22 protein-coding genes and 1 pseudogene are annotated in these 25,600 nt (G+C 36.0%); 18 read left to right on the forward strand and 5 right to left on the reverse strand.

Features of this window, described 5'->3' with window-relative positions:
- Positions 1 to 44: 44 nt before the first annotated feature.
- On the forward strand, positions 45 to 1,526 hold the full coding sequence (locus BXY75_RS06640) for a helix-turn-helix domain-containing protein (RefSeq protein ID WP_121906933.1): 1,482 nt from the start codon (positions 45 to 47) through the stop codon (positions 1,524 to 1,526).
- Between the two features lie 10 nt (positions 1,527 to 1,536).
- On the opposite strand, the gene BXY75_RS06645 is transcribed toward BXY75_RS06640, so the two are convergent.
- Together BXY75_RS06645 and BXY75_RS06650 are read right to left on the reverse strand one after the other, a co-directional pair.
- Positions 1,537 to 2,334 (reverse strand): alpha/beta hydrolase, encoded by a 798-nt coding sequence (locus BXY75_RS06645; protein ID WP_121906934.1) that lies wholly within the window; start codon positions 2,332 to 2,334, stop codon positions 1,537 to 1,539.
- A gap of 1 nt (position 2,335) precedes the next feature.
- Complete coding sequence (locus tag BXY75_RS06650) at positions 2,336 to 3,196, reverse strand: alpha/beta hydrolase (protein WP_121906935.1); 861 nt, start codon at positions 3,194 to 3,196, stop codon at positions 2,336 to 2,338.
- Between the two features lie 129 nt (positions 3,197 to 3,325).
- Here BXY75_RS06650 and BXY75_RS06655 point away from each other — a divergent pair, with 129 nt between their 5' ends.
- Both BXY75_RS06655 and BXY75_RS06660 read left to right on the forward strand, forming a co-directional pair.
- Positions 3,326 to 6,004: a TonB-dependent receptor gene (locus BXY75_RS06655; protein ID WP_121906936.1), complete on the forward strand. Its 2,679-nt coding sequence runs from the start codon at positions 3,326 to 3,328 to the stop codon at positions 6,002 to 6,004.
- Positions 6,005 to 6,186: 182 nt separating this feature from the next.
- On the forward strand, positions 6,187 to 6,717 hold the full coding sequence (locus BXY75_RS06660; RefSeq protein ID WP_147437243.1) for a hypothetical protein: 531 nt from the start codon (positions 6,187 to 6,189) through the stop codon (positions 6,715 to 6,717).
- 107 nt (positions 6,718 to 6,824) lie between these two features.
- On the opposite strand, the pseudogene BXY75_RS06665 reads toward BXY75_RS06660, so the two are convergent.
- Positions 6,825 to 7,217: pseudogene (locus BXY75_RS06665) on the reverse strand (4Fe-4S dicluster domain-containing protein); the annotation flags it as partial.
- 23 nt (positions 7,218 to 7,240) lie between these two features.
- Between BXY75_RS06665 and BXY75_RS06670 the strand changes: the two are divergent.
- The 8 genes from BXY75_RS06670 to BXY75_RS06705 all read left to right on the forward strand — a co-directional run bounded on the left by BXY75_RS06670 (position 7,241) and on the right by BXY75_RS06705 (position 14,786).
- On the forward strand, positions 7,241 to 8,350 hold the full coding sequence (locus tag BXY75_RS06670; RefSeq protein ID WP_121906939.1) for an acyl-CoA reductase: 1,110 nt from the start codon (positions 7,241 to 7,243) through the stop codon (positions 8,348 to 8,350).
- A 214-nt stretch (positions 8,351 to 8,564) separates the two neighbouring features.
- Entirely contained in the window at positions 8,565 to 9,632 is a 1,068-nt protein-coding gene (gene serC, locus BXY75_RS06675; RefSeq protein ID WP_121906940.1) for a 3-phosphoserine/phosphohydroxythreonine transaminase, read from the forward strand.
- A gap of 82 nt (positions 9,633 to 9,714) precedes the next feature.
- Complete coding sequence (locus tag BXY75_RS06680) at positions 9,715 to 10,674, forward strand: D-2-hydroxyacid dehydrogenase (protein WP_121906941.1); 960 nt, start codon at positions 9,715 to 9,717, stop codon at positions 10,672 to 10,674.
- Positions 10,675 to 10,714: 40 nt separating this feature from the next.
- Positions 10,715 to 11,353 carry a DUF937 domain-containing protein gene (locus BXY75_RS06685; RefSeq protein ID WP_121906942.1) on the forward strand — a complete coding sequence of 213 codons (639 nt, stop codon included), beginning with the start codon at positions 10,715 to 10,717 and terminating at the stop codon, positions 11,351 to 11,353.
- Positions 11,354 to 11,470: 117 nt separating this feature from the next.
- Positions 11,471 to 11,899, forward strand: coding sequence for a DUF6146 family protein (locus tag BXY75_RS06690; protein ID WP_121906943.1), 429 nt, complete (start codon positions 11,471 to 11,473; stop codon positions 11,897 to 11,899).
- Positions 11,896 to 12,198, forward strand: a complete 303-nt coding sequence (locus tag BXY75_RS06695; protein WP_121906944.1) for a DUF6787 family protein — start codon at positions 11,896 to 11,898, stop codon at positions 12,196 to 12,198. The genes BXY75_RS06690 and BXY75_RS06695 overlap by 4 nt, the downstream gene beginning before the upstream one ends.
- Positions 12,198 to 12,524 carry a hypothetical protein gene (locus BXY75_RS06700; RefSeq protein ID WP_121906945.1) on the forward strand — a complete coding sequence of 109 codons (327 nt, stop codon included), beginning with the start codon at positions 12,198 to 12,200 and terminating at the stop codon, positions 12,522 to 12,524. The genes BXY75_RS06695 and BXY75_RS06700 overlap by 1 nt, the downstream gene beginning before the upstream one ends.
- Positions 12,525 to 12,572: 48 nt before the next feature.
- Positions 12,573 to 14,786 carry a TonB-dependent receptor gene (locus BXY75_RS06705; RefSeq protein WP_121906946.1) on the forward strand — a complete coding sequence of 738 codons (2,214 nt, stop codon included), beginning with the start codon at positions 12,573 to 12,575 and terminating at the stop codon, positions 14,784 to 14,786.
- An 83-nt stretch (positions 14,787 to 14,869) separates the two neighbouring features.
- Here BXY75_RS06705 and BXY75_RS06710 read toward each other — a convergent pair whose 3' ends face one another.
- Positions 14,870 to 15,184, reverse strand: a complete 315-nt coding sequence (locus tag BXY75_RS06710; RefSeq protein WP_121906947.1) for a hypothetical protein — start codon at positions 15,182 to 15,184, stop codon at positions 14,870 to 14,872.
- Positions 15,185 to 15,274: 90 nt separating this feature from the next.
- Positions 15,275 to 15,874: a GTP cyclohydrolase I FolE gene (folE, locus tag BXY75_RS06715; protein WP_121906948.1), complete on the reverse strand. Its 600-nt coding sequence runs from the start codon at positions 15,872 to 15,874 to the stop codon at positions 15,275 to 15,277.
- A 154-nt stretch (positions 15,875 to 16,028) separates the two neighbouring features.
- Between folE and BXY75_RS06720 the strand changes: the two genes are divergently transcribed.
- The 7 genes from BXY75_RS06720 to BXY75_RS06750 all read left to right on the forward strand — a co-directional run bounded on the left by BXY75_RS06720 (position 16,029) and on the right by BXY75_RS06750 (position 25,509).
- Positions 16,029 to 18,458, forward strand: a complete 2,430-nt coding sequence (locus BXY75_RS06720; RefSeq protein WP_121906949.1) for a DUF5916 domain-containing protein — start codon at positions 16,029 to 16,031, stop codon at positions 18,456 to 18,458.
- Positions 18,459 to 18,498: 40 nt separating this feature from the next.
- A complete protein-coding gene (locus BXY75_RS06725) occupies positions 18,499 to 19,155 on the forward strand; it encodes an ABC transporter ATP-binding protein (protein WP_121906950.1) in 657 nt (218 codons plus the stop codon).
- A gap of 4 nt (positions 19,156 to 19,159) precedes the next feature.
- Entirely contained in the window at positions 19,160 to 20,866 is a 1,707-nt protein-coding gene (locus BXY75_RS06730; protein WP_121906951.1) for an LIC_10190 family membrane protein, read from the forward strand.
- Positions 20,859 to 21,623 carry a TIGR02757 family protein gene (locus BXY75_RS06735; RefSeq protein ID WP_121906952.1) on the forward strand — a complete coding sequence of 255 codons (765 nt, stop codon included), beginning with the start codon at positions 20,859 to 20,861 and terminating at the stop codon, positions 21,621 to 21,623. The genes BXY75_RS06730 and BXY75_RS06735 overlap by 8 nt, the downstream gene beginning before the upstream one ends.
- A 108-nt stretch (positions 21,624 to 21,731) precedes the next feature.
- Positions 21,732 to 22,934 carry a sensor histidine kinase gene (locus tag BXY75_RS06740; protein ID WP_121906953.1) on the forward strand — a complete coding sequence of 401 codons (1,203 nt, stop codon included), beginning with the start codon at positions 21,732 to 21,734 and terminating at the stop codon, positions 22,932 to 22,934.
- 62 nt (positions 22,935 to 22,996) lie between these two features.
- Positions 22,997 to 24,193, forward strand: a complete 1,197-nt coding sequence (locus BXY75_RS06745) for a sensor histidine kinase (RefSeq protein ID WP_121906954.1) — start codon at positions 22,997 to 22,999, stop codon at positions 24,191 to 24,193.
- An 89-nt stretch (positions 24,194 to 24,282) separates the two neighbouring features.
- Positions 24,283 to 25,509 carry a T9SS type A sorting domain-containing protein gene (locus tag BXY75_RS06750; protein ID WP_121906955.1) on the forward strand — a complete coding sequence of 409 codons (1,227 nt, stop codon included), beginning with the start codon at positions 24,283 to 24,285 and terminating at the stop codon, positions 25,507 to 25,509.
- Positions 25,510 to 25,600: the final 91 nt, after the last annotated feature.

The raw sequence follows: 25,600 nt of genomic DNA on the forward strand, positions 1-25,600 counted from the left end.
TTTATTATTTATTGTATATTCGCAATGTAATTAGCAATCAACAAATGGTACTTAAAGAAGAATACATCCGACTTATTTTTGGTTTGAAACTAAAGCAGATTCGTACGAAGCGAAATTTATCACTCTTTGGGCTTTCGAAGTTGTCTGGACTTTCAAAATCATATCTCAACGAGATCGAGAATGGTAAAAAATACCCGAAGCGTGACAAGATTCTTATCCTTGCCGAAAAGCTAGAGGTTACTTACGACGAAATGGTCTCTACTAAATTAGACAAGAATCTGGCTCCTATTGGTGAGATTTTACAATCGGGTATTTTAAAGGAAATCCCATTAGAGGTCTTCGGTATTGCGGAATCGGACCTCATCAATATAATCTCGAATGCCCCTTCTAAGGTAAATGCATTTATTAGCACTATTATTGAAATAGCCCAGAATTACAATTTGGGTATTGAAAGTTTTTATCTTGCAGCTCTTCGATCTCTACAGGAGGCCGAGAACAATTATTTTCCAGAAATCGAGGAAGCCGTTCTCCAATTTTCGGAGGCATATCAGTTAGATCTTTCAGAAAATATAAAAAGCATGGAGCTTGAAGAAATTCTAGTTGAAGAATACGGTTATACTATAGTTCCAGACGCCATTGACCAAAGTCCAGGTTTAGAGAATTTAAGGTCCATTTATGTGCCAAAATCGAAAAAATTATTGTTGTCTTCTCGAATGGATGAAGCTCAAAAGGCGTTCATTTTTGCAAAAGAAATTGGTTATAATTACTTGGAAATTAGCACAAGACCGTATACCTTCAGTTGGATTGAATTTAAAAGCTTCGATGAGGTCCTGTCAAATTTTCAAGCCTCTTACTTTGCCGGAGCTTTGTGTATTCCTCGGAAAAGACTTCAGAATGAATTAAAAAAATTCCTTCAATTAAAAAAATGGGATGACAAGGAAATGATCAACATGATGCAATCGTTTAATGCTTCGCCCGAATCATTTTATCAACGCTTAACCAATATACTTCCAAACGATTTTAATTTCAAAAATCTCTTTTTTCTGCGTTTTACTCATGAAGAAGGGGCTCCAAAATATTATCTCAAGAAAGAGTTGCACATTACCCATCATCAAGAACCACACGCTAATGAGATCAACGAACACTATTGCCGTCGATGGGTTTCATTAAAAACATTGATGGAAATTTCAACAACGAAAAAATCACATGTTTTCAATACTCAGATTTCAGAATACGAGAACAGCAAGAATCAATATCTAGTTATTTCATCCGCCACGGCAGATCCCTTTAAAAAAGGGCATTACAGAAGCATTAGCATAGGTATTTTACTTACTTCGTCGCTTCAAAAAAAGTATCCGTTTTTAACCAATCATAACATTCCAACGGCCAAAGTTGGAGTCACTTGTGAGAGTTGTAGTATCACCGATTGCGATGTTAGAGCAGCTGCTCCTAAACGGGTTTTAAAGGCAGCGAGTTTTAAGGAAACTGTTTTAAAAGTTGAAGAGCTAACTAAAAAATTTGAATAATGTTTGTTGATTACTGAAGGGCTTCAGAAATGCCTTTGCTATATTCTTTAAATGAAAGTAGATCGTTATGGTCGCCATCCGGAATACTAATAAAACTCAGTTGTGGTGTTGGAACTAATTCAGATAGCTGAACACCAGATTCATAAGGAACTACACTATCCTCGGTCCCGTGAAAAATTACAACAGGACACTTTACATTTTGAATGTATTCGTTACTCGGAAACTTATACCGCAAGAAATAAGAAACTGGAAAATAAGGAAATCGAAGTTTCGCCATTTGCTCCATACTGTAAAATGGGGTTTCCAGAATTAATTTATTCGGGCTGTTTCGTGAAGATACATAGGCCGCGAAAGTGGTTCCTAAAGACCTTCCTAAAACAACTATTTTTTCTTCGGAATACATTTCGTTTACATAATCATAAAAAAGCTGGGCATCCTGCAGCATAGCTACTTCTGAAAGTTTACCAGTACTTTTCCCATAAGTGCGATAATCCATTACCAAAACATCATAATCAAATTTGGTGTACTCTGAAGCAATTTCCCCCCATCTTGAAAGATCACCGGCATTTCCATGGAAATACAAAATGATTCCTTTAGGTTTTTCTGCTTTAAAGTGAAGGGCGTTTAATTGTGCTCCATCCTGGGCATCAAGAAAAATCTCTTCAAAAGAAGTACTAAAATCGTAGCTATAGTCGGTTTGAAGCTTAGTTGGTAAAAAAATGATCTTTTCCTGCATAAAATAGAGTCCTAGGGATAAAAATATATAAGCGGACAACACAAAAATCAGTCCTTTTTTAAGAATGCGCATTTTATTTTTTATATGAATGTTGCACACCAATACTCGTTGTGGACAAATCTATCTTTTTTTCATCACCCAAAATAATCTCACTTAGAACTTTATGATATTCTTCAAAAGTATTCATGTTTTTATGCCCGCCTCCTATTATTGGATACAAGCGCGTTATTTTAGGGCGTATCTGCGATAGTTTTACACTACTTTTAAAAGGTATCAACTTGTCTTGAGTGCCATGGATGATACGTACCGGGCAGTTTACATATTTCAACCATTTGTAAGTTGGCATAGGATAGCGCATAATGACAGACAATGGCATAAATGGCATATATCTACCAGTTACATTCGTAAGACTATAATAAGGTGCGTCGAGGATAAGCATCTTTGGGTCGTTCATACTTGCTAGTTTGGTTGCAAATCCCGAACCCAGAGACCTTCCGTAGAGTATTATATATTTTTCTGAAACTTTTTCAGTAATCCTTTTATAAATAAACTGAAGATCATGCTTTATCGCTTTCTGTGATCTTTTTCCGGTACTCTTTCCGAAGCCTCTATAATCCACCATGATTACATCGTACCTATGCCTGGTAAAATCTACAGCAAATTTTCCCCAGCCTTTAATACTCTTCGAATTTCCCTTAAGATACAGTACTACCCCTATTGGTTTCTCTACTTTAAAATGAAGACCATTAATAATAGCACCATCTCGCGTTTCGATATTGTACTCCTCCACCACCTGATTCTCATACAAAAATTGAAAATCCTTTGGTAGCTTTTCAGGTTTAAAGAGAAAGAATTCCTGTAAATAATAGAGTAATATACTAATCGCTAAATAGACAATCAGAACAATTATCAAAACATGTAACCAGATTGGCATATTTGCTTTTTATTTAAAAGTACAAAATTAAAACGTTTGATAAGTTTGTTTATAAAAAGGAAGTTTAATTGAAGAATACCAAAAGTTTAACTTGTAATTTAAACATCAATTAACTTTTAACAAACCAATATGAAAAAAATTACATTTTTATTAGTAGCCCTACTATCGGGCATTTGCTTTTCGCAAAATGATGTTTCAGGTACCGTCACCGACGAAGCCGGAGTGACTTTGCCCTTCGTTAACGTAGTTGAAAAAGGCTCCAATAACGGTGTCATTACTTCAGAAAACGGAGATTATTCCATAACAGTAAATGATGACGCAACTTTGGTCTTTAGCTATGTCGGCTTCGGTACTCAGGAAATTGATGTAGCAGGTCAAAGCACAATTGACGTGAGTTTATCTGAAGGTGAAGCGTTGAGTACAATCATGCTCGTGGGTTCCAGAAGCCCTAAACGTACTGCTATAAATACAGCAGTTCCAATCGATGTAATCGATCTCGAGGACAATAGAATTCAGCTTGGTAAAGTTGAAATAAATGAGCTATTGCAGTATGCGGCACCTTCGTTCAATGCCAGTAAACAATCCGGATCTGATGGTGCCGATCATATCGACCCAGCCTCACTTCGTGGATTAGGACCTGATCAGACATTGGTTCTTATCAATGGAAAAAGGAGACATCAATCCTCCTTAATTAACATTTTTGGAACAAGAGGTCGTGGGAATACCGGTACCGATTTAAATACCATTCCGGCGTCTTCAATCAAAAGAATAGAGGTTTTAAGAGATGGCGCAGCGGCACAATATGGTAGTGATGCTATTGCCGGGGTGATTAATATTGTTTTAAGGGACAATGTCGACGAATTAACCGGAAGTGTAAGTTATGGCCTCTACAGCACCAATGCTGATATCGATTCGAGTGATTCTCCAATTTGGAATTCCGATGGTTTCAGACTAGATACAGATCGTGATGGTAATGCCATTGGTGAAGACAAAAGTTTTGACGGTGGATCTCTTAAAATTGGCGCTAATTATGGCTTCGGAATTGGTGAAAAAGGCGGCTTTGCAAATTTCACTACCGAATACATCAATAAAGAAAAAACCTTGCGTCCGGGTTTCAGTTTTAGAAAAGGGTTTGGGGAAGCAGCAATTGAAGGTTTTAATTTCTTCGGAAATATGGCCATCCCTGTATCAGAGAATACTGAAGTATATGCTTTCGGTGGCAGAAACTACCGTGATACTGACGCCTACGCGTTTACAAGAAACCCAGGCGAAGAAGCACGTGTTGTATTAGAAATTTATCCAAATGGATATACTCCACGAATTACATCTATCATTATCGATAATTCGGTTTCAGCGGGTGTAAGAACCAAAACAGACAGCGGATGGAATGTGGATGTGAGTAATACTTATGGAAAGAACAACTTCCATTATTACATAAAGGGAACGTTAAATGCGTCTTTGGTAGAAGCTTCTCCAACAGATTTCGATGCTGGTGGGCATAGTCTTTCTCAAAACACGATAAATGTAGATTTTTCAAAATATTATGAAGACGTTTTGGCAGGTATGAACCTGGCGTTTGGTGGAGAATATAGAACCGAGCGATTTACAATTTTCGCAGGTGAGGCAGGATCTTATGGAACATTCGATGTAAATGGAGTCCTAATAACAGATCCTTCAACTCAAACTCAGCCTATCGATCCTGAGACCGGCGATGTAAGACCGGGTGGTTCTCAAGGGTTCCCTGGATATGGTCCGGATAATGAAGTTGACAGAAGTCGTTCTAATGTTTCATTATATGCTGACTCAGAATTTGATATAACAGAAGCATTTTTGTTAAGTGTAGCGGGTCGATTTGAAAACTATAGTGATTTTGGAAGCACATTAAATGGTAAATTAGCGACACGTTACAAAGTAACAGACAATGTAAACATAAGAGGTTCCGTAAGTACTGGTTTCAGAGCCCCTTCATTGGCTCAGATCTATTATAATCTACGTTTTACAAACTTTATTGGAGGAGTTGCCACCGATCAATTATTATCGCCAAATAATAGTCCAGTAACCGCCTCGTTTGGAATTGGTCCTTTACAAGAAGAAAAATCACTGAATGCAGGTTTAGGATTTACAGCAAACTTCTCGAAGTTTACGGCTACTGCCGATTTGTATTATATAGATGTTCAGGACAGAATTGTATTAACCGGTAATTTCGATGCACCTTTGTTGCCAAATGTTGATTCTGCACAGTTTTTTGCGAATGGTGCTGACACAGAAACAACAGGATTAGACCTTGTACTTTCTTACAAGGATAGTTTTGGAAATAGTAAGCTAGGCGTTTCTGTTTTAGCCAATTTCAACAATATGGTAATTAAGGATGTCAAAAATGGTGATTTGGATGAACAGACATTTTTTGGAGAGAGAGATAAAGCGTTTTTATTAGCCTCTGCTCCTGAAAGTAAAATTACCGGATTGATCACTTTTAGTCATAATTGGTTTAATGCAGGTCTTAACGTCACTCGATTTAGTGAAGTTACTCTTATTGATTTTCAAACTTTCGAACCATTAGATGAATACGGAACCTTTGCAAACCAGATAGCTGCAGCCACAGACACCTATACTGCCAAAATTGTAACAGATCTAAACCTAGGTTTTGAATTATCTGATGCCTTAACGCTTAACGTTGGCTCTAATAACCTATTCAATGTCTATCCAGATCAACAAGACGACTGGTCTGAAGGTGGAGGATATTGGGATTCTGTGCAAATGGGCTTTGGAGGTGCATATTATTACAGTCGCTTAAATTTCAAATTCTAAATTCTTAAAAATACCAAACTAATAAAAGCTCTTTCTATTCAACGAAAGAGCTTTTTTTTTGAACATTTATCATAATTAGTGTTAATACGTTCATAGTTTGTGAAATTCTTAGCATGGCTTTATAAGTACTTAACATTCTATTGCCCTAGTTTTATACCATGATAAATATTAAAACCAAAACAATGAAGAAAATACTGATGATTATTGCTCTTGCAGGAGTTACTTCTGTATTTGCACAGGAAAATAAGAATGAAAAGAAAGAAACTGTGGTAACTAAAACTAAAGTCACAGATAATATGGGAACCGACGTCGCAACCAAATCGGTTACTAAGACCGAAAAGCAGGTAATTGCTTTACAAAGTGGTGATGAGAATAAAACCAATCAGGAGATTGTGATGTTGCCCGCCAATGTAAACACCGAAGTTGATTACAGTAACGAAGGTATTAATTATACCTTTGAACAAGATGACCGCGGTTATAGAATGATTACTGGGAATGGAACAGACGATATAAATGATTACGCCATTTTACGCCCGTCAACACAAAAAGGATATTATATAATATCTCAGGACGGTAATAACTCGTTTGGATATTTTGACAATGATGGAAATTTTGTTCTTGAAAGTTATAATGCAGTCGATGACACTGTAACTTCCACGGTATATCAACTAGAAATGAAAGAAAGAAAAATTATGAAAAAGGATAAGATGTAATTTCATCCCATTCTTTTTAAAAGCCATATTGCTGTCGTAGGTAATATGGCTTTTTTATTATTTCAAAAGAAGTTTAAATAATCCCCAAATCAAATTAGGTAACATATCTAATCCTTAAAGTGCATAAAAGACTGTTTTGCAAGCAAGGTTTCTTCGCTTTCCACATTATCTTCGTCTGGAATACAGCAATCTACAGGACATACAGCCGCACATTGAGGCTCTTCATGGAACCCTTTACACTCTGTACATTTGTCAGCAACAATATAGTAAATTTCGTCGCTTACAGGCTCCTGAGTTTCATTGGAGTCGACCGATTTCCCATTTGGAAGCACTAGTTTGCCTTCCAGATCCGTTCCATCGGCATATCGCCAATCATCTGCTCCTTCATAAATTGCGGTATTTGGACATTCAGGTTCGCAAGCACCACAGTTAATACATTCGTCTGTTATTATAATTGCCATCGATTTTCTTTTTCTAACTTTGTGCAAATTTAACGCCTTAAAAGGGCAACTCCAAACGAAGTATGAATTTACAGGAAAGAATTAACGCTTTTGTTACATTAGGAAAGTTTTTAGGCCAATTTTCAGACCCTTTCGATACTGCTACGGAAGTGGATACAGAAATTGTTGAAGCGCAGGAAGCTATTCCATTTTTTGAAATTTTTTACGACGGAATGCTTCAGCAATTAGAATTAGCTGGGAATCACAATGGATGGTTTACTTCGGAAAACCTTCAGTTTACATGTAATAGCTGGTCTGAAGCTCTTTCAGAAGAAAATCTGCAAAAATGGGTAGCTGCCTATGATTTTAGTGCTTCCGAAGCTTCCGAAAAAACTAAAACGATTGCGATAATAATGGCGGGGAATATACCTATGGTTGGATTCCATGATTTCCTTTCTGTGCTTATAAGCGGGCATAAAGTGCTTGCAAAATTATCGTCTAAAGACAACCAACTACTACCCTATTTGGCAAAATACCTGGTTGAAATCGAACCTAAATTCGAACCCTATATTAGCTTTACAAAAGAAAAACTCGAAAATTTCGATGCCGTGATTGCAACCGGAAGCGATAACTCTTCCCGCTATTTTGACTATTACTTCGGAAAATATCCGCACATTATTCGTAAAAACCGAAATTCGGTAGCAGTACTTACCGGAAAAGAAACTCCACAACAAATGGAGGCTCTAGCCGATGATATATTTCGTTACTTCGGATTAGGTTGTAGAAATGTTTCAAAGATCTATCTTCCGAAAGGATACGAGATGGATCGTTTCTTTAATGGCATGTTTTCCTGGAAAGAAATGATAAATAATAACAAATATATCAACAACTACGATTACAACAAGGCCGTTTATCTTATGAGTGGTTTTGATCTACTGGACAACGAATTCTTACTTTTAAAAGAGTCTGAAGACCACTCCTCACCTATTTCTGTAATCTATTATGAATACTACAACGATCTTTCTGAACTCAAAATAAAATTGGAAGCGGAAAAAGAAAAAATTCAACTAATCGTTGCTAATGCTGGACTGAACAAAGAAATCCCCTTTGGAAAAGCGCAGCAACCAGAGCTATGGGATTATGCAGATGGAATTGACACCCTTCAGTTTCTTGTAAATATAACTAGTGAGTAAATCGCTGTAGGACTTAATAGGTTTTGCATTCAAAATTTAGATTTTTGTATGATGGTTTTTTGAATAATTTGTTAAGAAACTCTTTAATAAGTTATCTTAATTCCTTCCTTAAATAATCAGATAATTCACATCTTTGCAACTTTATTAGTCGTCAATCTAATGTCATTATTGAGCTAACTGCAATATATGATGATAGTTACTTAAACCGGAAGAAATGAAGAAACATAATTTTAGCGCAGGTCCTTGTATTCTGCCTCAATCTGTATTGAAAAAGGCTTCAGATGCCGTTCTAAATTTTAATAATTTGGATCTTTCGCTAATTGAAATTTCACACCGTAGTAAGGATTTTGTCGATGTTATGGAAAATGCCCGGGCATTATCTTTGGAACATTTAGGACTTCAGAATAAAGGATACAAAGCCTTATTTCTGCAAGGAGGTGCAAGTTTAGAATTTTTAATGGTAGCTTATAACCTGCTAGAGAAAAAGGCAGCGTACCTTAATACCGGCACATGGTCTGACAAGGCGATAAAAGAAGCTAAATTGATGGGTGAAATTGATGTGGTAGCTTCTTCAAAAGAACAAAATTTTAATTTTATACCGAAAAATTACAAAATTCCGGCAGACGCCGACTATTTCCATTGTACCAGTAACAACACTATATTCGGAACACAAATGCATAAGTTTCCGGAAACTGCTGTTCCCTTTATCTGTGACATGAGTAGTGATATCTTTTCAAGGCAATTAGATTTTTCAAAATTCGACCTTATTTATGCCGGAGCACAGAAAAATATGGGCCCGGCAGGTACTACTCTTGTTATAATTAAAGAAGAAATACTGGGAAAAGTAAGTCGTACAATCCCGTCAATGTTAGATTATAAAGTACATTTATCAAAAGACAGTATGTTCAATACTCCTGCTGTATTTCCTATTTATGTCTCTATGTTAACTTTGCAATGGCTTAAGGATTTGGGAGGGGTTTCAGAAATTGAGAAAGTTAATAATGTCAAGGCTGCACTTTTATATAATGAAATCGACAGAAACGACTTATTTAAAGGATTTGTGACAAATGCTGAAGATCGTTCCAAGATGAATGCAACCTTCACACTTACAGCTGAGAATCGTAAAGAAGCTTTTGACTTAATGTGTAAAGATGCGGGTATTAATGGTTTAAACGGTCACCGTTCAGTAGGAGGTTATCGAGCTTCAATGTATAATGCCTTACCTCTGGAAAGTGTACAGGTATTAGTAGATGTAATGAAAGAATTGGAGCGAAAGGGATAATTTCATAATCCGAAAAGTCATTCACTTAAAAAGTGAAGACCAGTCAGGAAAATATTTAAAATTTAGAACTTAACATCATCATATGAAAGTATTAGCAAACGACGGAATTTCAATTTCAGGAGTTAAAGCTCTGGAAGTAGCCGGTTTTGAAGTAATCACAGTAAAAGTGGCTCAGGAGCAGCTAGTCAATTATATTAACGAACATAAGATCGATGTTTTGCTAGTAAGGAGCGCGACCACTGCTCGAAAAGAATTGATTGATTCTTGTCCTAGTCTAAAAATAATTGGCCGTGGAGGTGTAGGAATGGACAATATTGATGTCGCTTATGCAAGAGAGCAGGGTTTAAAAGTAATCAATACTCCGGGAGCTTCTTCGGCTTCTGTTGCCGAATTGGTATTTGCTCATTTATTTAGTGGGGTTCGATTTTTACATGATTCGAATAGAAATATGCCATTAGATGGTGATAGTCGTTTTAAAGACCTCAAAAAAAACTATGCCGGCGGAAGTGAGTTAAGAAATAAAACTTTAGGAATAATAGGATTTGGCCGCATTGGTCGCGAAGTGGCAAAAATTGCATTAGGATGTGGAATGAAAGTGATCGCGAGTGATAGTCATGTAGGAGAAGCGGATATTACCTTGGATTTTTACGACGGACAGAAGATTACGTTAAAAGTTAAAACTGAACCTGTAGCAGAATTGATTAAACACAGTGATTTTATAACCTTACATGTTCCAGCTCAAAAAGATTATGTAATTGGCCGTGAGGAAATAGAGAAAATGAAAAATGGTGCTGCAATAATAAATGCTGCCAGAGGTGGTGTAATTGATGAGGTAGCCTTAATAGAAGCTTTAGATAGTGGTAAACTTTCTTTCGCAGGACTCGATACCTATGAACAAGAACCTACCCCTGCGGTAAAAGTCTTGATGAATCAAAAAATATCCTTAAGTCCTCATATTGGGGCTGCTACTGAAGAAGCTCAGGACAGAATAGGTACTGAATTAGCCGAACAAATTATTGATATTTTACAAAAAGTGAAGTAAATTTAAGTACCTTACAAGCTATTAACAAAAACTTTTTTTCATGTCATCAATTTTAGATTTATTAAACAGCGATATGGGCCGTCAGCTCATTTCTGGAGCAAGTACTCAAACAGGACAATCCCCGGATAAAACAGCAGCCGTATTAAGTATGGCACTTCCAACTATATTGGGAGCAATGAAACGAAACGCAGCTACACCAGAAGGCGCTCAAAGTCTTAACAATGCCCTATCAGACTCGCGTCATGATGGTTCCATTTTAAGTCAGTTAGGTGGTTTATTGGGTGGCGGCAGTGCAGATAACAGCCTTTTGAACGATGGAGCAGGTATATTAAAGCACGTTTTAGGTGGAAACCAACAACGTGTTGAAAATAATATTAGTGTGAACAGTGGTGTTGACGCTGGTTCGGTTGGACAAATCATCAAGATGGCTGCACCAATTTTAATGGGTGTTTTAGGAAATCAGAAACGTAAAGACAATGTTGATCAAAATGGCATAGGAGGCCTTCTAGGTTCTCTTATGGGTGGTAATAACGGAAATGATGATCAATCACTTATAGAAAAACTATTGGATGCAGATGGAGACGGAAGCATTATAGATGATGTAGCGGGAATGGTTTTAGGTGGAAACAAGAAAAAAGGTGGCCTTGGCGGTTTGCTGGGAGGTCTTTTCGGAAAATAACCTGAATGATATATACAGGAAGCCATCATGAAGTAATTCAAGGTGGCTTTTTTTGTTAAAAGAAGTTAAATGAAATGCGCTCAAATCCCAAATTTGTAACTTTATAAAAAACTCGTCATGAAGTATATCGCCGCATTATTAATAGTAGCAATGAGTATCTATAGCTGTGATTCTGGAAAATCGACTGTAAAAGGATCCGATACCATTAATTCGAATACTGCAGTCAATGATACCGTTAGAATCGCGAATGACAGCCTCGAATACGAGATCTTAATAATTGAACCTGGTTTTAACTCTTGGTTAGTGACTCAGCCACCAAAAGGCCACTACGGACTTACATTTTTAGAATCGAAAAATAGAAATTTCGTTATTGAATACAACAATAGAGTAAGGAATCCTCAACAGTATTCCACAATTTTATATCCGCAGGAAATAAACTATAATACAGGAACCAACTATGGTTTGGAGGTGAATTATATGTTGTATAATTATTTCGTTTACTACCAACAAAGGTATAAGCAAAAATTTATTGGAGGACGCAATTGAAGAAACTAAAACAACGTTGGGGGATAGATTCCAATTGGCAATTATTTGTTATTTTACTAGTGTTCTCAGTAACAGGAAGTAGTGCTGCGAAACTCGCAGGTCCTCTCACTGCATGGATTGGTGTCACTAAAGAAATGGGTGGCTTTATCTATTGGACAATTCGAATTTTAGCAGTATTTCCGATCTATCAGGTGCTACTCGTACTGTTTGGTTGGTTATTTGGAGAATATGAATTCTTTTGGGCTTTTGAAAAGAAAATGTTGAAGAGAATGGGTTTAAAATTTTTATTTAAAGATTAGTGAGACCTAAGAAATACATATGGCTTAAATTATCTGCGATTGTCGCAACCTTGGTATTTCTATTTCCAACGGCAATGCAAGTTGCGCATTCATTGGAAGGTCATCATCACGAAGAATGTCATGAAGTTTCTACACATATCCATGCAAAAAAGCTCGATTGCAACATAAATGATTTTCATTTTTCATCCTTCACTTTTGAATTAGCAATTTATTCTGAAAGCCGTCTAAACGTATCAATTTCTACTCCAACTATACTATATTTTTCTTCGGAAAAAGACACTCCACATTTTCATTATACCCTTAGAGGTCCACCTATTTATACCTAATTTTTCAGTTTACATAGTTTTATTTAAAAATTTAAAAATCAGGTATATATGAAATATTTATATGCCTTGCTTTTGGGAATTATTCTGTTTTCCGAAGCACAGGCGCAAAATACATTTACAGGTAACATACAGAACAAATTAACCAACGAACCATTGATCGCAACCGTCTATATTCCGAAGCTTGAAAAAGGAACTATTGCAGATTTGGATGGAAATTTTATTATTACAAACATACCCAATGGAGACTATACGGTCATTGTTTCATTACTCGGATATAAAACGACTTCAGAAGAAATTCGTTTTTCGAATGATAAGCAAGTTATAGAAAACTTCTTTTTGGTAGAAAGTGCCGTCGAGATGGAAGAAATCATAGTCTCTACTCCCTTTCACAAACTTCAAAGCGACAATGTAATGAAGGTGGATAGAGTTACTGTTGATGCGCTATCATCGCAAGGTGCAGTGACACTTTCTGAAGGAATTGCAAACATGCCGGGTGTAAATACTATAAGTACAGGAATTGGTATAGGAAAGCCTGTAATTAGAGGGCTTAGCTCAAATCGAGTGCTAACATATACACAAGGCATCCGACTTGAAAATCAGCAGTTTGGTGACGAGCATGGTCTTGGAATAAACGAATCCGGGATTGAAAGTGTTGAAGTTATAAAAGGCCCTGCTTCTTTATTATATGGCAGCGATGCGTTGGGAGGCGTTTTGTATTTAAATCCGGAAAGATTCGCCCCAAATGATTCAGTTGTTGTGAGCGGTGAAAGTCGGTATTTTAGCAATACGTCCGGTTCTTCCTCAAATCTTGGTGTGAAACTGTCGGGAAATAAGTTTAAGTTTTTAGCACGAGCTTCGTACGGGATTCATAGCGATTACAAATCTGGAAGTGGCTATAGAGTTACCAATACGCGTTTTGAAGAGAAAGATTTGAAGACAGGAGTTGGTTTTCAGAATACATCGCTAAAATCATCTTTGAGATACAATTACAATCGTTCGCTACTCGGAATTCCTGAAGAAATAGGAATTCAGTCGCGATCGAAAGAGCTTATTGCCCCTTATCAAGCCATCGATGCCCATATACTTAGTTCTGAAAATCGTTTTTTTCTGAAAAACTCGAGCCTGGATGCAAAATTTGGTTATTCGTTTAATAATCGAAAAGAATATGAAGCACTTAGCAGTGATCCTGAACTACATCTGAAGCTCAGTACTTTAAGCTATGATGTTAAATACAATCTTCCTAAAATGGGGAGATTTGAGACTATTGCCGGAATACAAGGGATTTTTCAGAAGAACACCAATTTTGGAGAAGAATTTCTTATTCCGAACGCCAAGGTAATTGATTTTGGAATTTTTGGTACGACCCATTATCATCTTGAGAAGGTAGATTTTCAGGCGGGTTTAAGGTTTGATACAAGAAAAATTAGAAGTGAAGAAACTGGTATTTCTTCGGAAAGTAATTTCATTCCAACTATTGACAGGTCTTTTAGTAGTATAACGGCTGCTTTTGGCGCAAAAACTGATATCACCAATCATTTAGTCTCACGTGTCAATTTAGCCAGTGGTTTTAGATCTCCAAATCTAGCCGAATTAGCTTCAAACGGAGTGCATGAAGGTACAATTAGGTATGAAAAGGGAAATGCTAGCCTTCAGAATGAGCAAAATTTTCAGGCGGATTTTTCTTTAGAATTCAGAAATGAACATATTGAGATATCGGCTAGTAGTTTTTACAATTCGATTCGTGATTACATATTCTTAAGCCCTTCCGAAGAGATAATAGACGGTTATAATGTATTTAATTACCTTCAGAATAATGCAAATTTGTATGGTGGTGAAATTGGAATTCATTTTCATCCACATCCAATAGACTGGTTGCATTTTGAAAGTAGCTTTGAATTAGTGAGAGGAGAATTAGATAATGGTGGTTCCCTCCCATTACTTCCAGCAGACGCATTAAAAAATACACTTAGAGCAGAATTAACGGGAATTGAAGGATTAAACAAACCGTACATTTTTATTACATACCAGAGTACTTTTGCCCAAAAGAGACCAAGTATTTTCGAAACCACTTCTAAAGCTTATAATTTATTATCGGCTGGTTTTGGTAGTGATTTCAAAATTCGAAATTATTTGTTCCATTTTGGAATAACGGCTTCTAACTTAACAAATGAAAAATATATTTCTCATTTATCGAGATTGAAACAGGAAGGAATAGAGAATATTGGAAGAAACATAAGTTTCAAAGTAAAATTTACCATCTAAAAAAAATAAAGCCCGCTGAAGAAAATCTTTGAATTTTAAGATCACCAGCGGGCTTTTAAAATATGTAAAACTTACATCTAGAGTTAATAACGATCGTTTACTTTTACTTCAATTGTTTGAGGCGTTCCTTGTTTCTCTTTTTTCCAAACGAAGGTATACAACCACATTAAAGTAAAAGTAGGTATGAAATCGGTCATGGGTAATATCTCTTCAATAAAGACAATAACCGAAGCTACTTTTCCTTCGGTGCCCTTATACATATCACTCATTTGTTTTGCGGCATACGGTGCCCAAAGTATATCCAGAAAGGGACCAACAAAAGGAATTGCCATAGTAATCATTCCAATAGTATCGTAAAGCAATCCTTTTCTTAGGAGTTTGTAATTTGAATTTTGCATGAGGTCTTGTGTTATAAATTAATAGTTAATATAACGCAAGAAACATACCAAAATTTCAAGCGATGGTTAACTAAAACAGAACTTTAATCCTTAAGAAAGGTCGCTGCTTATTAATTTTAGGAATTCATTTCTGGTTTCAATCTTCTCGAACTGCCCTCTAAAACCTGACGTAGTAGTTACACTGTTCTGCTTTTGCACTCCACGCATCATCATACACATATGTGAAGCTTCAATAACAACCGCTACTCCTAGAGGTTTTAGAGTATTGTTAATACACTCTAAGATATCGTGAGTGAGTCGTTCCTGTACCTGCAATCTTCTGGCGAATACATCTACTACTCTTGGAATTTTACTTAATCCTACAATATGGCCATTAGGAATATACGCGATATGAGCTTTTCCGAAGAAAGGCAACATATGATGCTCACAAAGAGAATACAATTCAATGTCCTTAATAATAACCATATCATTATAACCCTCGGCGAACATAGCGGAACGAAGAATTTCATTCGGATCCATACAATTACCGGAAGTAAGGAATTGCATTGCCTTAGCCGCTCTTTCGGGAGTTTTTACAACTCCTTCTCTATTAATATCTTCACCAATACTTGATAGAATTTGCGAATAATTCTCTTTTAATTGATCGGTAACTTCGTGTTCGTATTCTTCAAAAAACCTGTATGAACTCATGTGATAATTTTGATTTAAAATTAAAGATTGTATCTAGGCTAACAACAAAAAACACTTGGTTTTAACTTTTATTTAGGATAAGTACCAATGCAGAATGTTAGATTTGTTATTGTAGTGGATTTAAATAAAAATCCAAGTTAGACAATCTCAATATATGTTTCGATACATTACGACTGCTCTTTTTATTATTACTGCAACTCAATTATTATCGCAGACAAAGAAAAGCATCGAAGCAATCCGAATTGAAACTCCACCAAAAATAGATGGTATTTTAGATGATACCGTATGGGACAACGTTCCTATTGCTTCAGATTTTTTTATGTATGAACCCGGGAATGAAGGCAAGGCACCGTTTGAGTATAACACAGAGGTGAAAATAGCCTATGACAATAAGGCTGTGTATGTTGCGGCTTATATGTTTGACCCGAATCCATCATTGATGTTCAATCAATTTTCTCAAAGGGATGATGTTTTTGTGCAAGCTGATCACTTTTCAGTGGCATTAAATACAAACAATGATGGTATTAATGAAACACACTTTTATGTAACCAGTGCCGGAACAATTGGTGATGCGATTGCAATACAAAGTGATTTCGATTTTAGCTATGATGTTGTTTTCGATTGTAAAGTTTCCAAAGATAGTAATGGCTGGTACGCAGAATTTAAAATACCATACAACGCACTGAGATTTCCTGAGATTGAAGTGCAAAATTGGGCTGTTAATTTCTATAGAAAACAAGTAGCCAGAAATGAAACTTACACATGGAATCGTATAGATAAATCTGTGGGAGCTGGAAGTCAGTACAGCGGCTTAGTATCCGGGGTCACCAATATCGATCCTCCGGTACGCCTAACGCTTTTTCCTTTTGCACAAGGTGTTGTGAGTACTTTCGATGGTAATACAGATGCAGACTTAAGTGCCGGAATGGATATTAAATATGGTCTTTCCGATAGTTTCACTCTTGATGCTACCCTTATTCCCGATTTTGGTCAAACGGCCTTCGATGAAGTCGAACTAAACTTAGGCCCGTTCGAGCAAACTTTTGATGAGAATCGACAATTTTTTACTGAAGGAATTGATCTTTTCCGTAAAGGAAACATCTTTTTTTCAAGGAGAGTTGGTGGAAAGCCCTCGGTGAAAATAGATCCAGATGAAGATCTAGCTTCCAACGAGAAAATTATAACCGATCCGGAAAGAGTTAATCTTTTAAACGCTATAAAAGTTTCAGGCCGAACCAAGGGAAACTTAGGGGTAGGTTTTTTTAATGCCATTACTGAAAAGACTTATGCTGTAATTCGTGATACTATTACAGGAGCTACCCGAGAAATATTGGTTGAACCATTGGCCAATTACAACATCCTGGTTTTAGATCAACAATTTAATGGGAATTCATTTATTTCGATTATTAATACAAATGTCACTAGAGAAAATAAATATCGGGATGCAAATACATCGGCCTTTGTTTTTAGCTTAGCAGATAATGACAATGTATTTCGTGCTTCAGGGAGAGCAATTATGAGTCAGGTGAGCGATCTGGATGGAAATAGTTCTGGGTTTCTTTCTGAATTGGACATCTACAAGATTAAAGGGAAGTTCAGGTATAGAATCGGGCATGATTTTGCAAATAAGACATTCGATATAAATGATTTAGGGGTAAATTTTACGAACAATTTCAACAATTTTGTAGCGGGTGCCTCCTATGAAATATTCGAGCCTACCCCACATCTAAATAAATATAAATTTGAGTTAACAGCCCGACACAATCGCTTGTATAAGCCCAGTGTGAAAACTGATAATCAGTTAGCATTGGATATGTTCTTCGTGAATAAAAGTCGCTTCGGATTTGGAGGAAATTTCAGTTATAGTTCCGATTATGACAATTATTTTGAACCCAGAGTTGATGGGCGTTTTGTAACATTTAGCAGTAATCTTGGAGGTCGTATTTGGATCTCTTCAGACTACAGGAAAACCTTTGCACTCGATATGGGAATTGGGTATCGAAATTGGTTCGATGACCCAAAGCAAAATATTTTTGTAGACTTCGCTCCAAGATATCGCTTTTCGGACCGATTACTACTTATCTTATCTACAGATTTATCCTTAAACAACAGGGACTTTGGATACATCGCAAACAATGAAACTGATATATTCTTTGGACAACGGGATATTATTAACTTAGAAACTGAATTAACGGCTACTTATAATTTTGACCCATTTAAAGCGATTGACCTCCGCTTCAGAAATTTTTGGAGTTCGGTAGACTATGGCGATAATGTCTTCTACACATTGAATAGAGACGGTACAAGAAGGCAGACTTCCTACGATATTTCCGAAGAAAATCCAAACCGGAATTTTAATATCTGGAATTTAGATGTAAGTTTTCGATGGCGATTTGCCCCTGGGAGTGAGGCTTCCTTATTGTATCGAAACCAGATCTTTAATCAGGATGAACAATCAACAATAGGATATACAAAAAGTCTGTCAGAACTCTTCAATCAACCGCAGCAACATACAGTATCGCTGCGTCTAACTTATTTTATAGATTACAATAATATTGGTACTGTTTTCAATAAAAATAGTTAGATAACATCCAAAATAGTACATTCACACTTTAATAGTTTATATGATAATAGCAAAGAACATCCACAAATATTACGATGACTTACATGTTTTAAAAGGCGTGGATCTTCATATTAAAAAAAGTGAAATCGTTTCTATTGTAGGAGCTTCAGGAGCTGGAAAAACTACATTATTACATATTTTAGGCACCCTTGATGCCATGAAAAAAGGAGGCCAAATTCAAATTAATAACACAGACATTTCCAATTTAAATGGAAAGGAATTAGCACGTTTTAGAAATGAAAACATGGGGTTCATATTTCAGTTCCATCAGCTGCTACCCGAATTTACTGCCTTGGAAAATGTTTGTATTCCCGCTTTTATTAAAAAAACTCCTAAACCTCAGGCCGAAAAAAGAGCCAAGGAATTACTTACTTTTCTCGGACTTTCACATCGTGAGGGACATAAACCACATGAGCTTTCGGGCGGAGAACAACAAAGAGTAGCAGTTGCGCGAGCATTGATAAATAATCCTTCCATTGTATTGGCCGACGAACCAAGTGGTAATCTGGATACCGAAAGTGCGGAGAATCTACATAATTTGTTCTTTAAATTAAGAGATGAGTTTGGGCAAACCTTTGTGATTGTAACCCATAACCTGGAACTTGCAGAAATGGCAGACCGAAAACTCGTTATGCAGGATGGCAAAATACTAACTTAAATTCATGTTAACTGTATTCGCATATTGGATTTACTTATTCATAATTACTTCCATATATGGAATAAGTTTTCAATTTTTCTTTGGTATAAAACAATGCCATCCCGCGTTAACATCACTTTTAGGTGGCTTTCTAATTACAATTTTAGGAAGTATCTGGGCATTTACTGGCGCATTGCATAGTGGTTATGAAAGCGTCTTAATAATTGGAGCTGTATTATTAGCAGCATTTTTAAAAAAGGACCTTAGCTCCTATTTAATTTCCATTAAAAATGAAATTAGCCACACACCGATTTATTTAAAGCTTTTTCTAAGTACTATTTTAGTTTTAAGTGTTGCCAAATGTGCGGGCACCCCTTTTATTCTCGATAATGAATCCTATTATATACAGACCGTTAAATGGTTAGATTCTTATGGTTTTGTAAAAGGTGTGGGGAATTTACATCCCTTCTTAGCACAACATTCGGGCTGGCATATTTTGCAGAGTTCGCTGAATCTCGATATTCTCACCAATAATTTAAACGATATAAACGGCTACTATTTACTATTTGCTAATTTTTATGCCATAGATCATCTTCGTCGTTTTTTCAGAAATAAAGAGCGGCACTACCTCATTATAGGATTGTTTCCTCTTTTTAATATTTTAATGTTTCAATTTATCGGTGCGCCCTCTCCAGACTTGGGAATTTACATTATCACTTACTTTTTATTTTCAGAAACACTAAAACGATTCGACGGCACCCAAAAGCAATCTAATGGTTTTGTATTGTTATGCCTACTTGTCTTATTCGCTGTATTTATAAAGGTTACTGCCATCCTCTTGTTTTTATTCCCTCTTGGTTTATATGCATTCAATACAAAACAACTAATTCGTAAAGGCTATTGGCTTATAGGCTTAAGTCTATTGCTGTGTATCATTTTTTTAGGAAAAAATTATATAGTATCTGGATATCCATTGTACCCATTAGAAATCATCGAAACTTCCGGCGCAAAATGGAAAATGCCATCCTCCCTTCATTATTTTATCACACAAAACACTCGCCTTTACGGCTATTTTTTAAGTGAGTCACAATTTGCTCAATTTACCTTTTTCCAAAGATTCATACATTGGCTTACACTACCGGGATTGCATGGTGTTTTTAATAAATTAATGACGCTACTATTACTAATTTTTCCAATTTTCATTATTACATCTAAATTTAAAAAAACACTTATATTATTGTATTCATTAGCAGTGTTGCAATACATCCTTGTGTTATTTACCTCCCCACAGTATAGATTTTTTCTAGGATTTATAATACTATTTTTGTTGTGTATCGGGGCAACTTTTCTAAGAAGAGAGGTCATAATTAAGCTCAGCTTATTGATTTCTGTGCTTGTTGTAGCGACGCCAATCTTTTTACCATTATCATTAACGAGTCTTACAACCAACGAACATCAAGCAGTGAGTATACCTTTTTCGATTGAGAATTTATGGTTTCCACATTCAAATACCAGATACACTAATGCGACATTTCAATCCATACACGAGGGCAATATGAAGTACTATTCCCCGACGAACATTGATTTTTTCTGGGCCTCCGGAAATGGGGCATTACCTTCGGTTCAAAAAGGACAAATTGATTATTTTAAAGATAAACTTAAAATAGTACCTCAACTTTTGGGAGACGATATTTCTGAAGGCTTCTACTCTTTACACCTCACAAATGAATAAGATAGAGCTTAAATTATTTTTAGACGAAAAAGTTGTTCAATATAACACCACACAGTTTATTGATACTGATCCCATTCAAATTCCGCGACATTTCTCGCTAAAAGAAGATATTGAAATTGCTGGCTTTCTTGTTGCGATCATCGCATGGGGAAACCGCAAAAGCATTATTAACAATGGGAACCGTCTTTTAACCATTATGGGGAATTCGCCTTATGATTTTATTATGAGTTATTCTGAAAAACAATCGGATTACTTAAATGGATTTGTACATAGAACCTTTAATGAAGTAGATCTCTCCTATTTTCTGAAAGCTTTGCAACATATTTATCTGAAGCATGACGGACTCGAATCCGTATTCTCAAAATATTCTGAAACCCGATCGCTTCAGTCGGCTATCCATCACTTTAAACAATTGTTTTTCAGTCTCCCCCATTCAGCCAGAACCCAAAAACATATAAGTGACCCCTTGAAGAATTCCGCAGCGAAAAGAATTAATATGTTTCTTCGATGGATGGTTCGAAAAGATACAACAGGTGTTGATTTTGGAATATGGAATTCAATTTCTCCAGCGCAGCTTTCTTGTCCATTAGATGTTCATAGTGGGAACGTTGCACGTAAATTAGGTTTGTTGCATCGAAAACAAAATGATGCAAAAGCGGTTCAGGAATTAGACAAGGCGTTGAGAACTCTTGACCCTGTTGATCCGGTTAAATATGATTTTGCATTATTCGGTCTGGGTGTTTTTGAAAATTTTTGATTTCGTTCTAATTAATACAATAAAAGTTAAACGTAAAATATAAATGATTTATCTTTATATGAGACTCAGAAAAAGGCCAACTTGAATAATTTTTAAAAAAAGCGAGATTTGATTAAACCCACTATCCCTAAAGATGAAGATGAACGCTTAGAGGCACTTCAGGAATACGGACTTTTAGATACATTGCCCGACCGGGATTTCGACACAATTACGGCTTTGGCTTCGTCTATTTGTGACGTTCCAATATCGTTGATTTCCTTACTCGATTCTGATCGTAATTTTCTGAAATCCCATCATGGCATTCCCTTTAACGAATCACCTAGAGATATTTCTTTTTGTGGACATGCCATTTTAGATGAAAATCCCATCTTTATTGTGCCAGATGCTAGAAAAGATCTTCGTTTTATTAATAACCCTCTGGTAAAAACACAAGACGCCATTTTCTATGCAGGTGTTCGACTCTTAAGTCCAACTGGATATCCTTTAGGTACACTTTGTATATTTGATAAAAAACCAAGAAGCTTAACTGAAACCCAGCAAGAGAGTCTAAAGATGTTGGGGCATCAGGTTATGAATTTATTAGAGGCCAGAAAGAAAAATAAAGAGCTCATTATACTTAGGGACATAATGAAAGCTAAGAATAAGGAATTAAAGAATTTTGCCGGGATTATTTCTCATGATATGAAAATGCCCTTAGCAAATATGATAGTAACCGCAGATCTGCTCAAAGCAAAATACGGCACTCAGTTAGACGAACAAGCACTTAAATATCTAAGTTATTTAAAACAATCTTCATTTACGTTAAGTGACTATATCTCTGGGTTATTAGCCCATTATGAAAGTGATAAAATTCGCAAAAATGATGTTGAGGTTTTTAATCTTCAACATCTTCTGGAAGAAATTTTTGATTTATTAAATATAAATATGGCCTGTGAAATAAACTTCCCTGAGGAAGATATTGAGGTTAGATGTAATAGAGCAGCTTTAGAACAAATTCTCCTAAATCTTATTGGAAACAGCTTAAAATATAATGATAAGGAAAAGATAATTATCGACATAGAGTGTAATAGAGTGAAAAACAAATATCTTTTTAAAATCACTGATAATGGTATAGGTATCCCTCTTGAAAAACAGCATGAAATTTTCAAACTATTTTCAATCGTAGGCAATCTCGATCGCAATGGAAACAAAGGCCATGGAATTGGATTATCCACAGTTAAAAAACTTATTCTGAACCTAGGGGGTAATATTTCCGTCACCTCTGAATTAGGGAAAGGAACGACCTTCAGTTTTTTTATAGCCACTGTTTAAATTAACAAGAGTTTATAATTGTTAATATAGGATATTGCGTAAGTTTACGTCAACCCTAGTTTATGATAAGCCCGGATATTCCTAAAGATGAAAAAGAACGACTTAAAGCGGTCGAAGCGTATAATTTATTAGACACTTTACCTGAAAGTGACTTTGATAATTTAACCAATTTAATATCGAATATTTGTGAAGTTCCTATTTCACTCATTACTTTATTAGATAGCGAACGGAATTACTTAAAATCTCATCACGGAATTTCTTTACAGTCTGCCCCTCGAAATACATCATTTTGCGGACACGCGATACTTGAAGATGACGAAATCTTTATTATCAGAGATGCCAGGCTTGATGAACGCTTTTGCGATAATCCTGTCATCAAAGAGTTTAAAACTGTATTCTACGCGGGAGTTCCTTTAGTTAACCCCGAAGGATTCAAGTTAGGTACCTTATGCGTCTATGACATTATACCTAGAGATTTAACTTTAATGCAACGGAATACCTTGATTGCAATTGCCAAACAGGTGGTTAATTTGTTCGAATTAAGGAAAAGAAATAGCCAACTTACACATGTTAAATTTGAATTACAGCAGCGTAACGAACGATTAAATCAATTTGCACAAGTAATTTCTCATGATCTTACATCTCCACTAGCAAATATTACTTCCCTTACTCGACTGTTACGTGAGGAAAATGTGAATCGTTTAAGTTCAAATTCATTACAATATCTTGAATACCTTGAAGAATCATCAAAAACGCTTAAAGAATATATAAGTGGAATTTTGAAATTCTATAAATCTGAAGCTTTAGTAAGTTTAAATAAAGAAGATATATATCTAAATGAGCTTTTAGATTCGATAGAAGAAATGCTAGCATTTAAAGATGCGAAAATATCCTACTCTTTTAATCAACCTAAAATCAACATCAACAAATCGGCACTCACTCAAATACTATTAAACCTTATTGATAATGGCATTAAATACAATCCAAATAAAATGAGTAATGTGAAGATCGATTTCGAAGAAGACGATCTTTATTATAGATTTACGGTTCAAGATGACGGACGCGGTATAGAACCCGAAAAACAAGATGAGATCTTCGATTTGTTTCAAACTGCCGGTGTAAAGGATAAAGATGGTAAGGAAGGAACTGGTGTTGGACTGGCAACCGTAAAGTCACTTGTCAACAAGCTGGGAGGAGCGATTCAAGTTTTTTCTGAGATTGGCAAAGGGAGTACATTTACATTTTCAATTCGAAAATAAATCACAGCTATTTTTTTAACTTCTTAAGATTCAGTATCTTTTAGATTGACAATCAACCTTTTACATTAAAAGGTTTAAACAATCAAGTCATGATAAGAGTACTTCTACTTCTGTTTTTTCTAAACTGTTTCTCTGGCTATACACAACTACCACCCAACACCACCGATTTTCGCGGGCTTTGGGTAACGAGTTTTAAAGATAATGTTCTAGGAAACACAACAGCCGAGAACGAGTTACTCCAATATGCTGTAGATAACGACTTAAACTACCTTATTTGTACCAATACCTTTCAAATTTTAACAGCTCCATGTGGTTCCTTTACCCCAGATATGATTGCCTTGCAGAGCTTTATTGATAAAGCACACACCGTTTATGGTATTGAGTTTATTAGTGGAAATGTTGGCTCTAGCGCAACAGCTATGGAAATAGAAGCTTATAATAATTGTAGCGATGTATTGGATTCTGAAAAGTTCGATATGATTACATACGAATGCGAGTTCTATAATCCCGCTACAAATGGTTCTTGTTCGGATTTCACTTCATATTATACTCAGTTGCAGGAAATTCGAACGATTTGCGACAATACCTTTTCCAGTGACCCCACCGAGCATCTGGTTTGTGAAGTTTATATAGGTGGTTCTGGAAGTACAGGTTTAGTTCTTACAAATTCTACGCAGGGCGAAATAGTTCAAATTGCAAATATCGCAGACCATATGTTGGTCACTTATTACCGAAGCACTCCCTATCAATCCAGCGGTAATTTTTTTAATTGGACCATCGTACGCTTAGAGTGGATGCACAATCTGGATCTTCCTAACAATGTGGTTTTACTATTCAAATCCAGAAATACAGATAGTAACAATATGTATAATTACCTACTCACCTATCCCGGTACTCATTTTGATGCGATCCGTGCGCCATATTTCAGTTGGGTGGAAGGTATTGCATTCGATCCATTATTGACTGAAGGATATATCGAGAGCTACAACGACGGTACCTACCCTTGGCTCGCAGGTATAAAAATTGAAGGCTTTACATGGTTCGAGAATGAAGCCAATCAAGAAATTGAATTGCTTGACATTCCAGATAATTCTTTTGAAAACGAAATTGTAATCGCCCCTAATCCGGCTAAAAATACCTTTACAATTACAGGAGTCGAAGATGCTGTATTTGAAATGCGAAGTGCTGATGGAAAGCTAGTTTCAGTTCAGAAAGAAAATGAATTCGATAGTTCCTTGTTTTCCAATGGCATCTATTTTATTTCTATAGCTTCGGAAGGAAAACTAACTACAAAAAAACTACTCATTCAGAATTGATAAATCTATCTGAAGAACTTCAGAAAAAAAAGTAAAGCTTCGGAAGCCTAAAGCGTTCGTATATGCAATCCGTTTTATATATTTGACAAAT

The sequence above is a fragment of the Ulvibacter antarcticus genome (assembly GCF_003688405.1).
Lineage (GTDB): Bacteria > Bacteroidota > Bacteroidia > Flavobacteriales > Flavobacteriaceae > Ulvibacter > Ulvibacter antarcticus.

Bases quoted from the DNA above. Each gene is read 5' to 3' on its own strand.
- BXY75_RS06640 (WP_121906933.1), top strand. From the start codon at position 45: ATGGTACTTAAAGAAGAATACATCCGACTTATTTTTGGTTTGAAACTA.
- BXY75_RS06645 (WP_121906934.1), bottom strand. From the start codon at position 2,334: ATGCGCATTCTTAAAAAAGGACTGATTTTTGTGTTGTCCGCTTATATA.
- BXY75_RS06650 (WP_121906935.1), bottom strand. From the start codon at position 3,196: ATGCCAATCTGGTTACATGTTTTGATAATTGTTCTGATTGTCTATTTA.
- BXY75_RS06655 (WP_121906936.1), top strand. From the start codon at position 3,326: ATGAAAAAAATTACATTTTTATTAGTAGCCCTACTATCGGGCATTTGC.
- BXY75_RS06660 (WP_147437243.1), top strand. From the start codon at position 6,187: ATGAAGAAAATACTGATGATTATTGCTCTTGCAGGAGTTACTTCTGTA.
- BXY75_RS06670 (WP_121906939.1), top strand. From the start codon at position 7,241: ATGAATTTACAGGAAAGAATTAACGCTTTTGTTACATTAGGAAAGTTT.
- serC (WP_121906940.1), top strand. From the start codon at position 8,565: ATGAAGAAACATAATTTTAGCGCAGGTCCTTGTATTCTGCCTCAATCT.
- BXY75_RS06680 (WP_121906941.1), top strand. From the start codon at position 9,715: ATGAAAGTATTAGCAAACGACGGAATTTCAATTTCAGGAGTTAAAGCT.
- BXY75_RS06685 (WP_121906942.1), top strand. From the start codon at position 10,715: ATGTCATCAATTTTAGATTTATTAAACAGCGATATGGGCCGTCAGCTC.
- BXY75_RS06690 (WP_121906943.1), top strand. From the start codon at position 11,471: ATGAAGTATATCGCCGCATTATTAATAGTAGCAATGAGTATCTATAGC.
- BXY75_RS06705 (WP_121906946.1), top strand. From the start codon at position 12,573: ATGAAATATTTATATGCCTTGCTTTTGGGAATTATTCTGTTTTCCGAA.
- BXY75_RS06710 (WP_121906947.1), bottom strand. From the start codon at position 15,184: ATGCAAAATTCAAATTACAAACTCCTAAGAAAAGGATTGCTTTACGAT.
- folE (WP_121906948.1), bottom strand. From the start codon at position 15,874: ATGAGTTCATACAGGTTTTTTGAAGAATACGAACACGAAGTTACCGAT.
- BXY75_RS06720 (WP_121906949.1), top strand. From the start codon at position 16,029: ATGTTTCGATACATTACGACTGCTCTTTTTATTATTACTGCAACTCAA.
- BXY75_RS06725 (WP_121906950.1), top strand. From the start codon at position 18,499: ATGATAATAGCAAAGAACATCCACAAATATTACGATGACTTACATGTT.
- BXY75_RS06730 (WP_121906951.1), top strand. From the start codon at position 19,160: ATGTTAACTGTATTCGCATATTGGATTTACTTATTCATAATTACTTCC.
- BXY75_RS06735 (WP_121906952.1), top strand. From the start codon at position 20,859: ATGAATAAGATAGAGCTTAAATTATTTTTAGACGAAAAAGTTGTTCAA.
- BXY75_RS06745 (WP_121906954.1), top strand. From the start codon at position 22,997: ATGATAAGCCCGGATATTCCTAAAGATGAAAAAGAACGACTTAAAGCG.
- BXY75_RS06750 (WP_121906955.1), top strand. From the start codon at position 24,283: ATGATAAGAGTACTTCTACTTCTGTTTTTTCTAAACTGTTTCTCTGGC.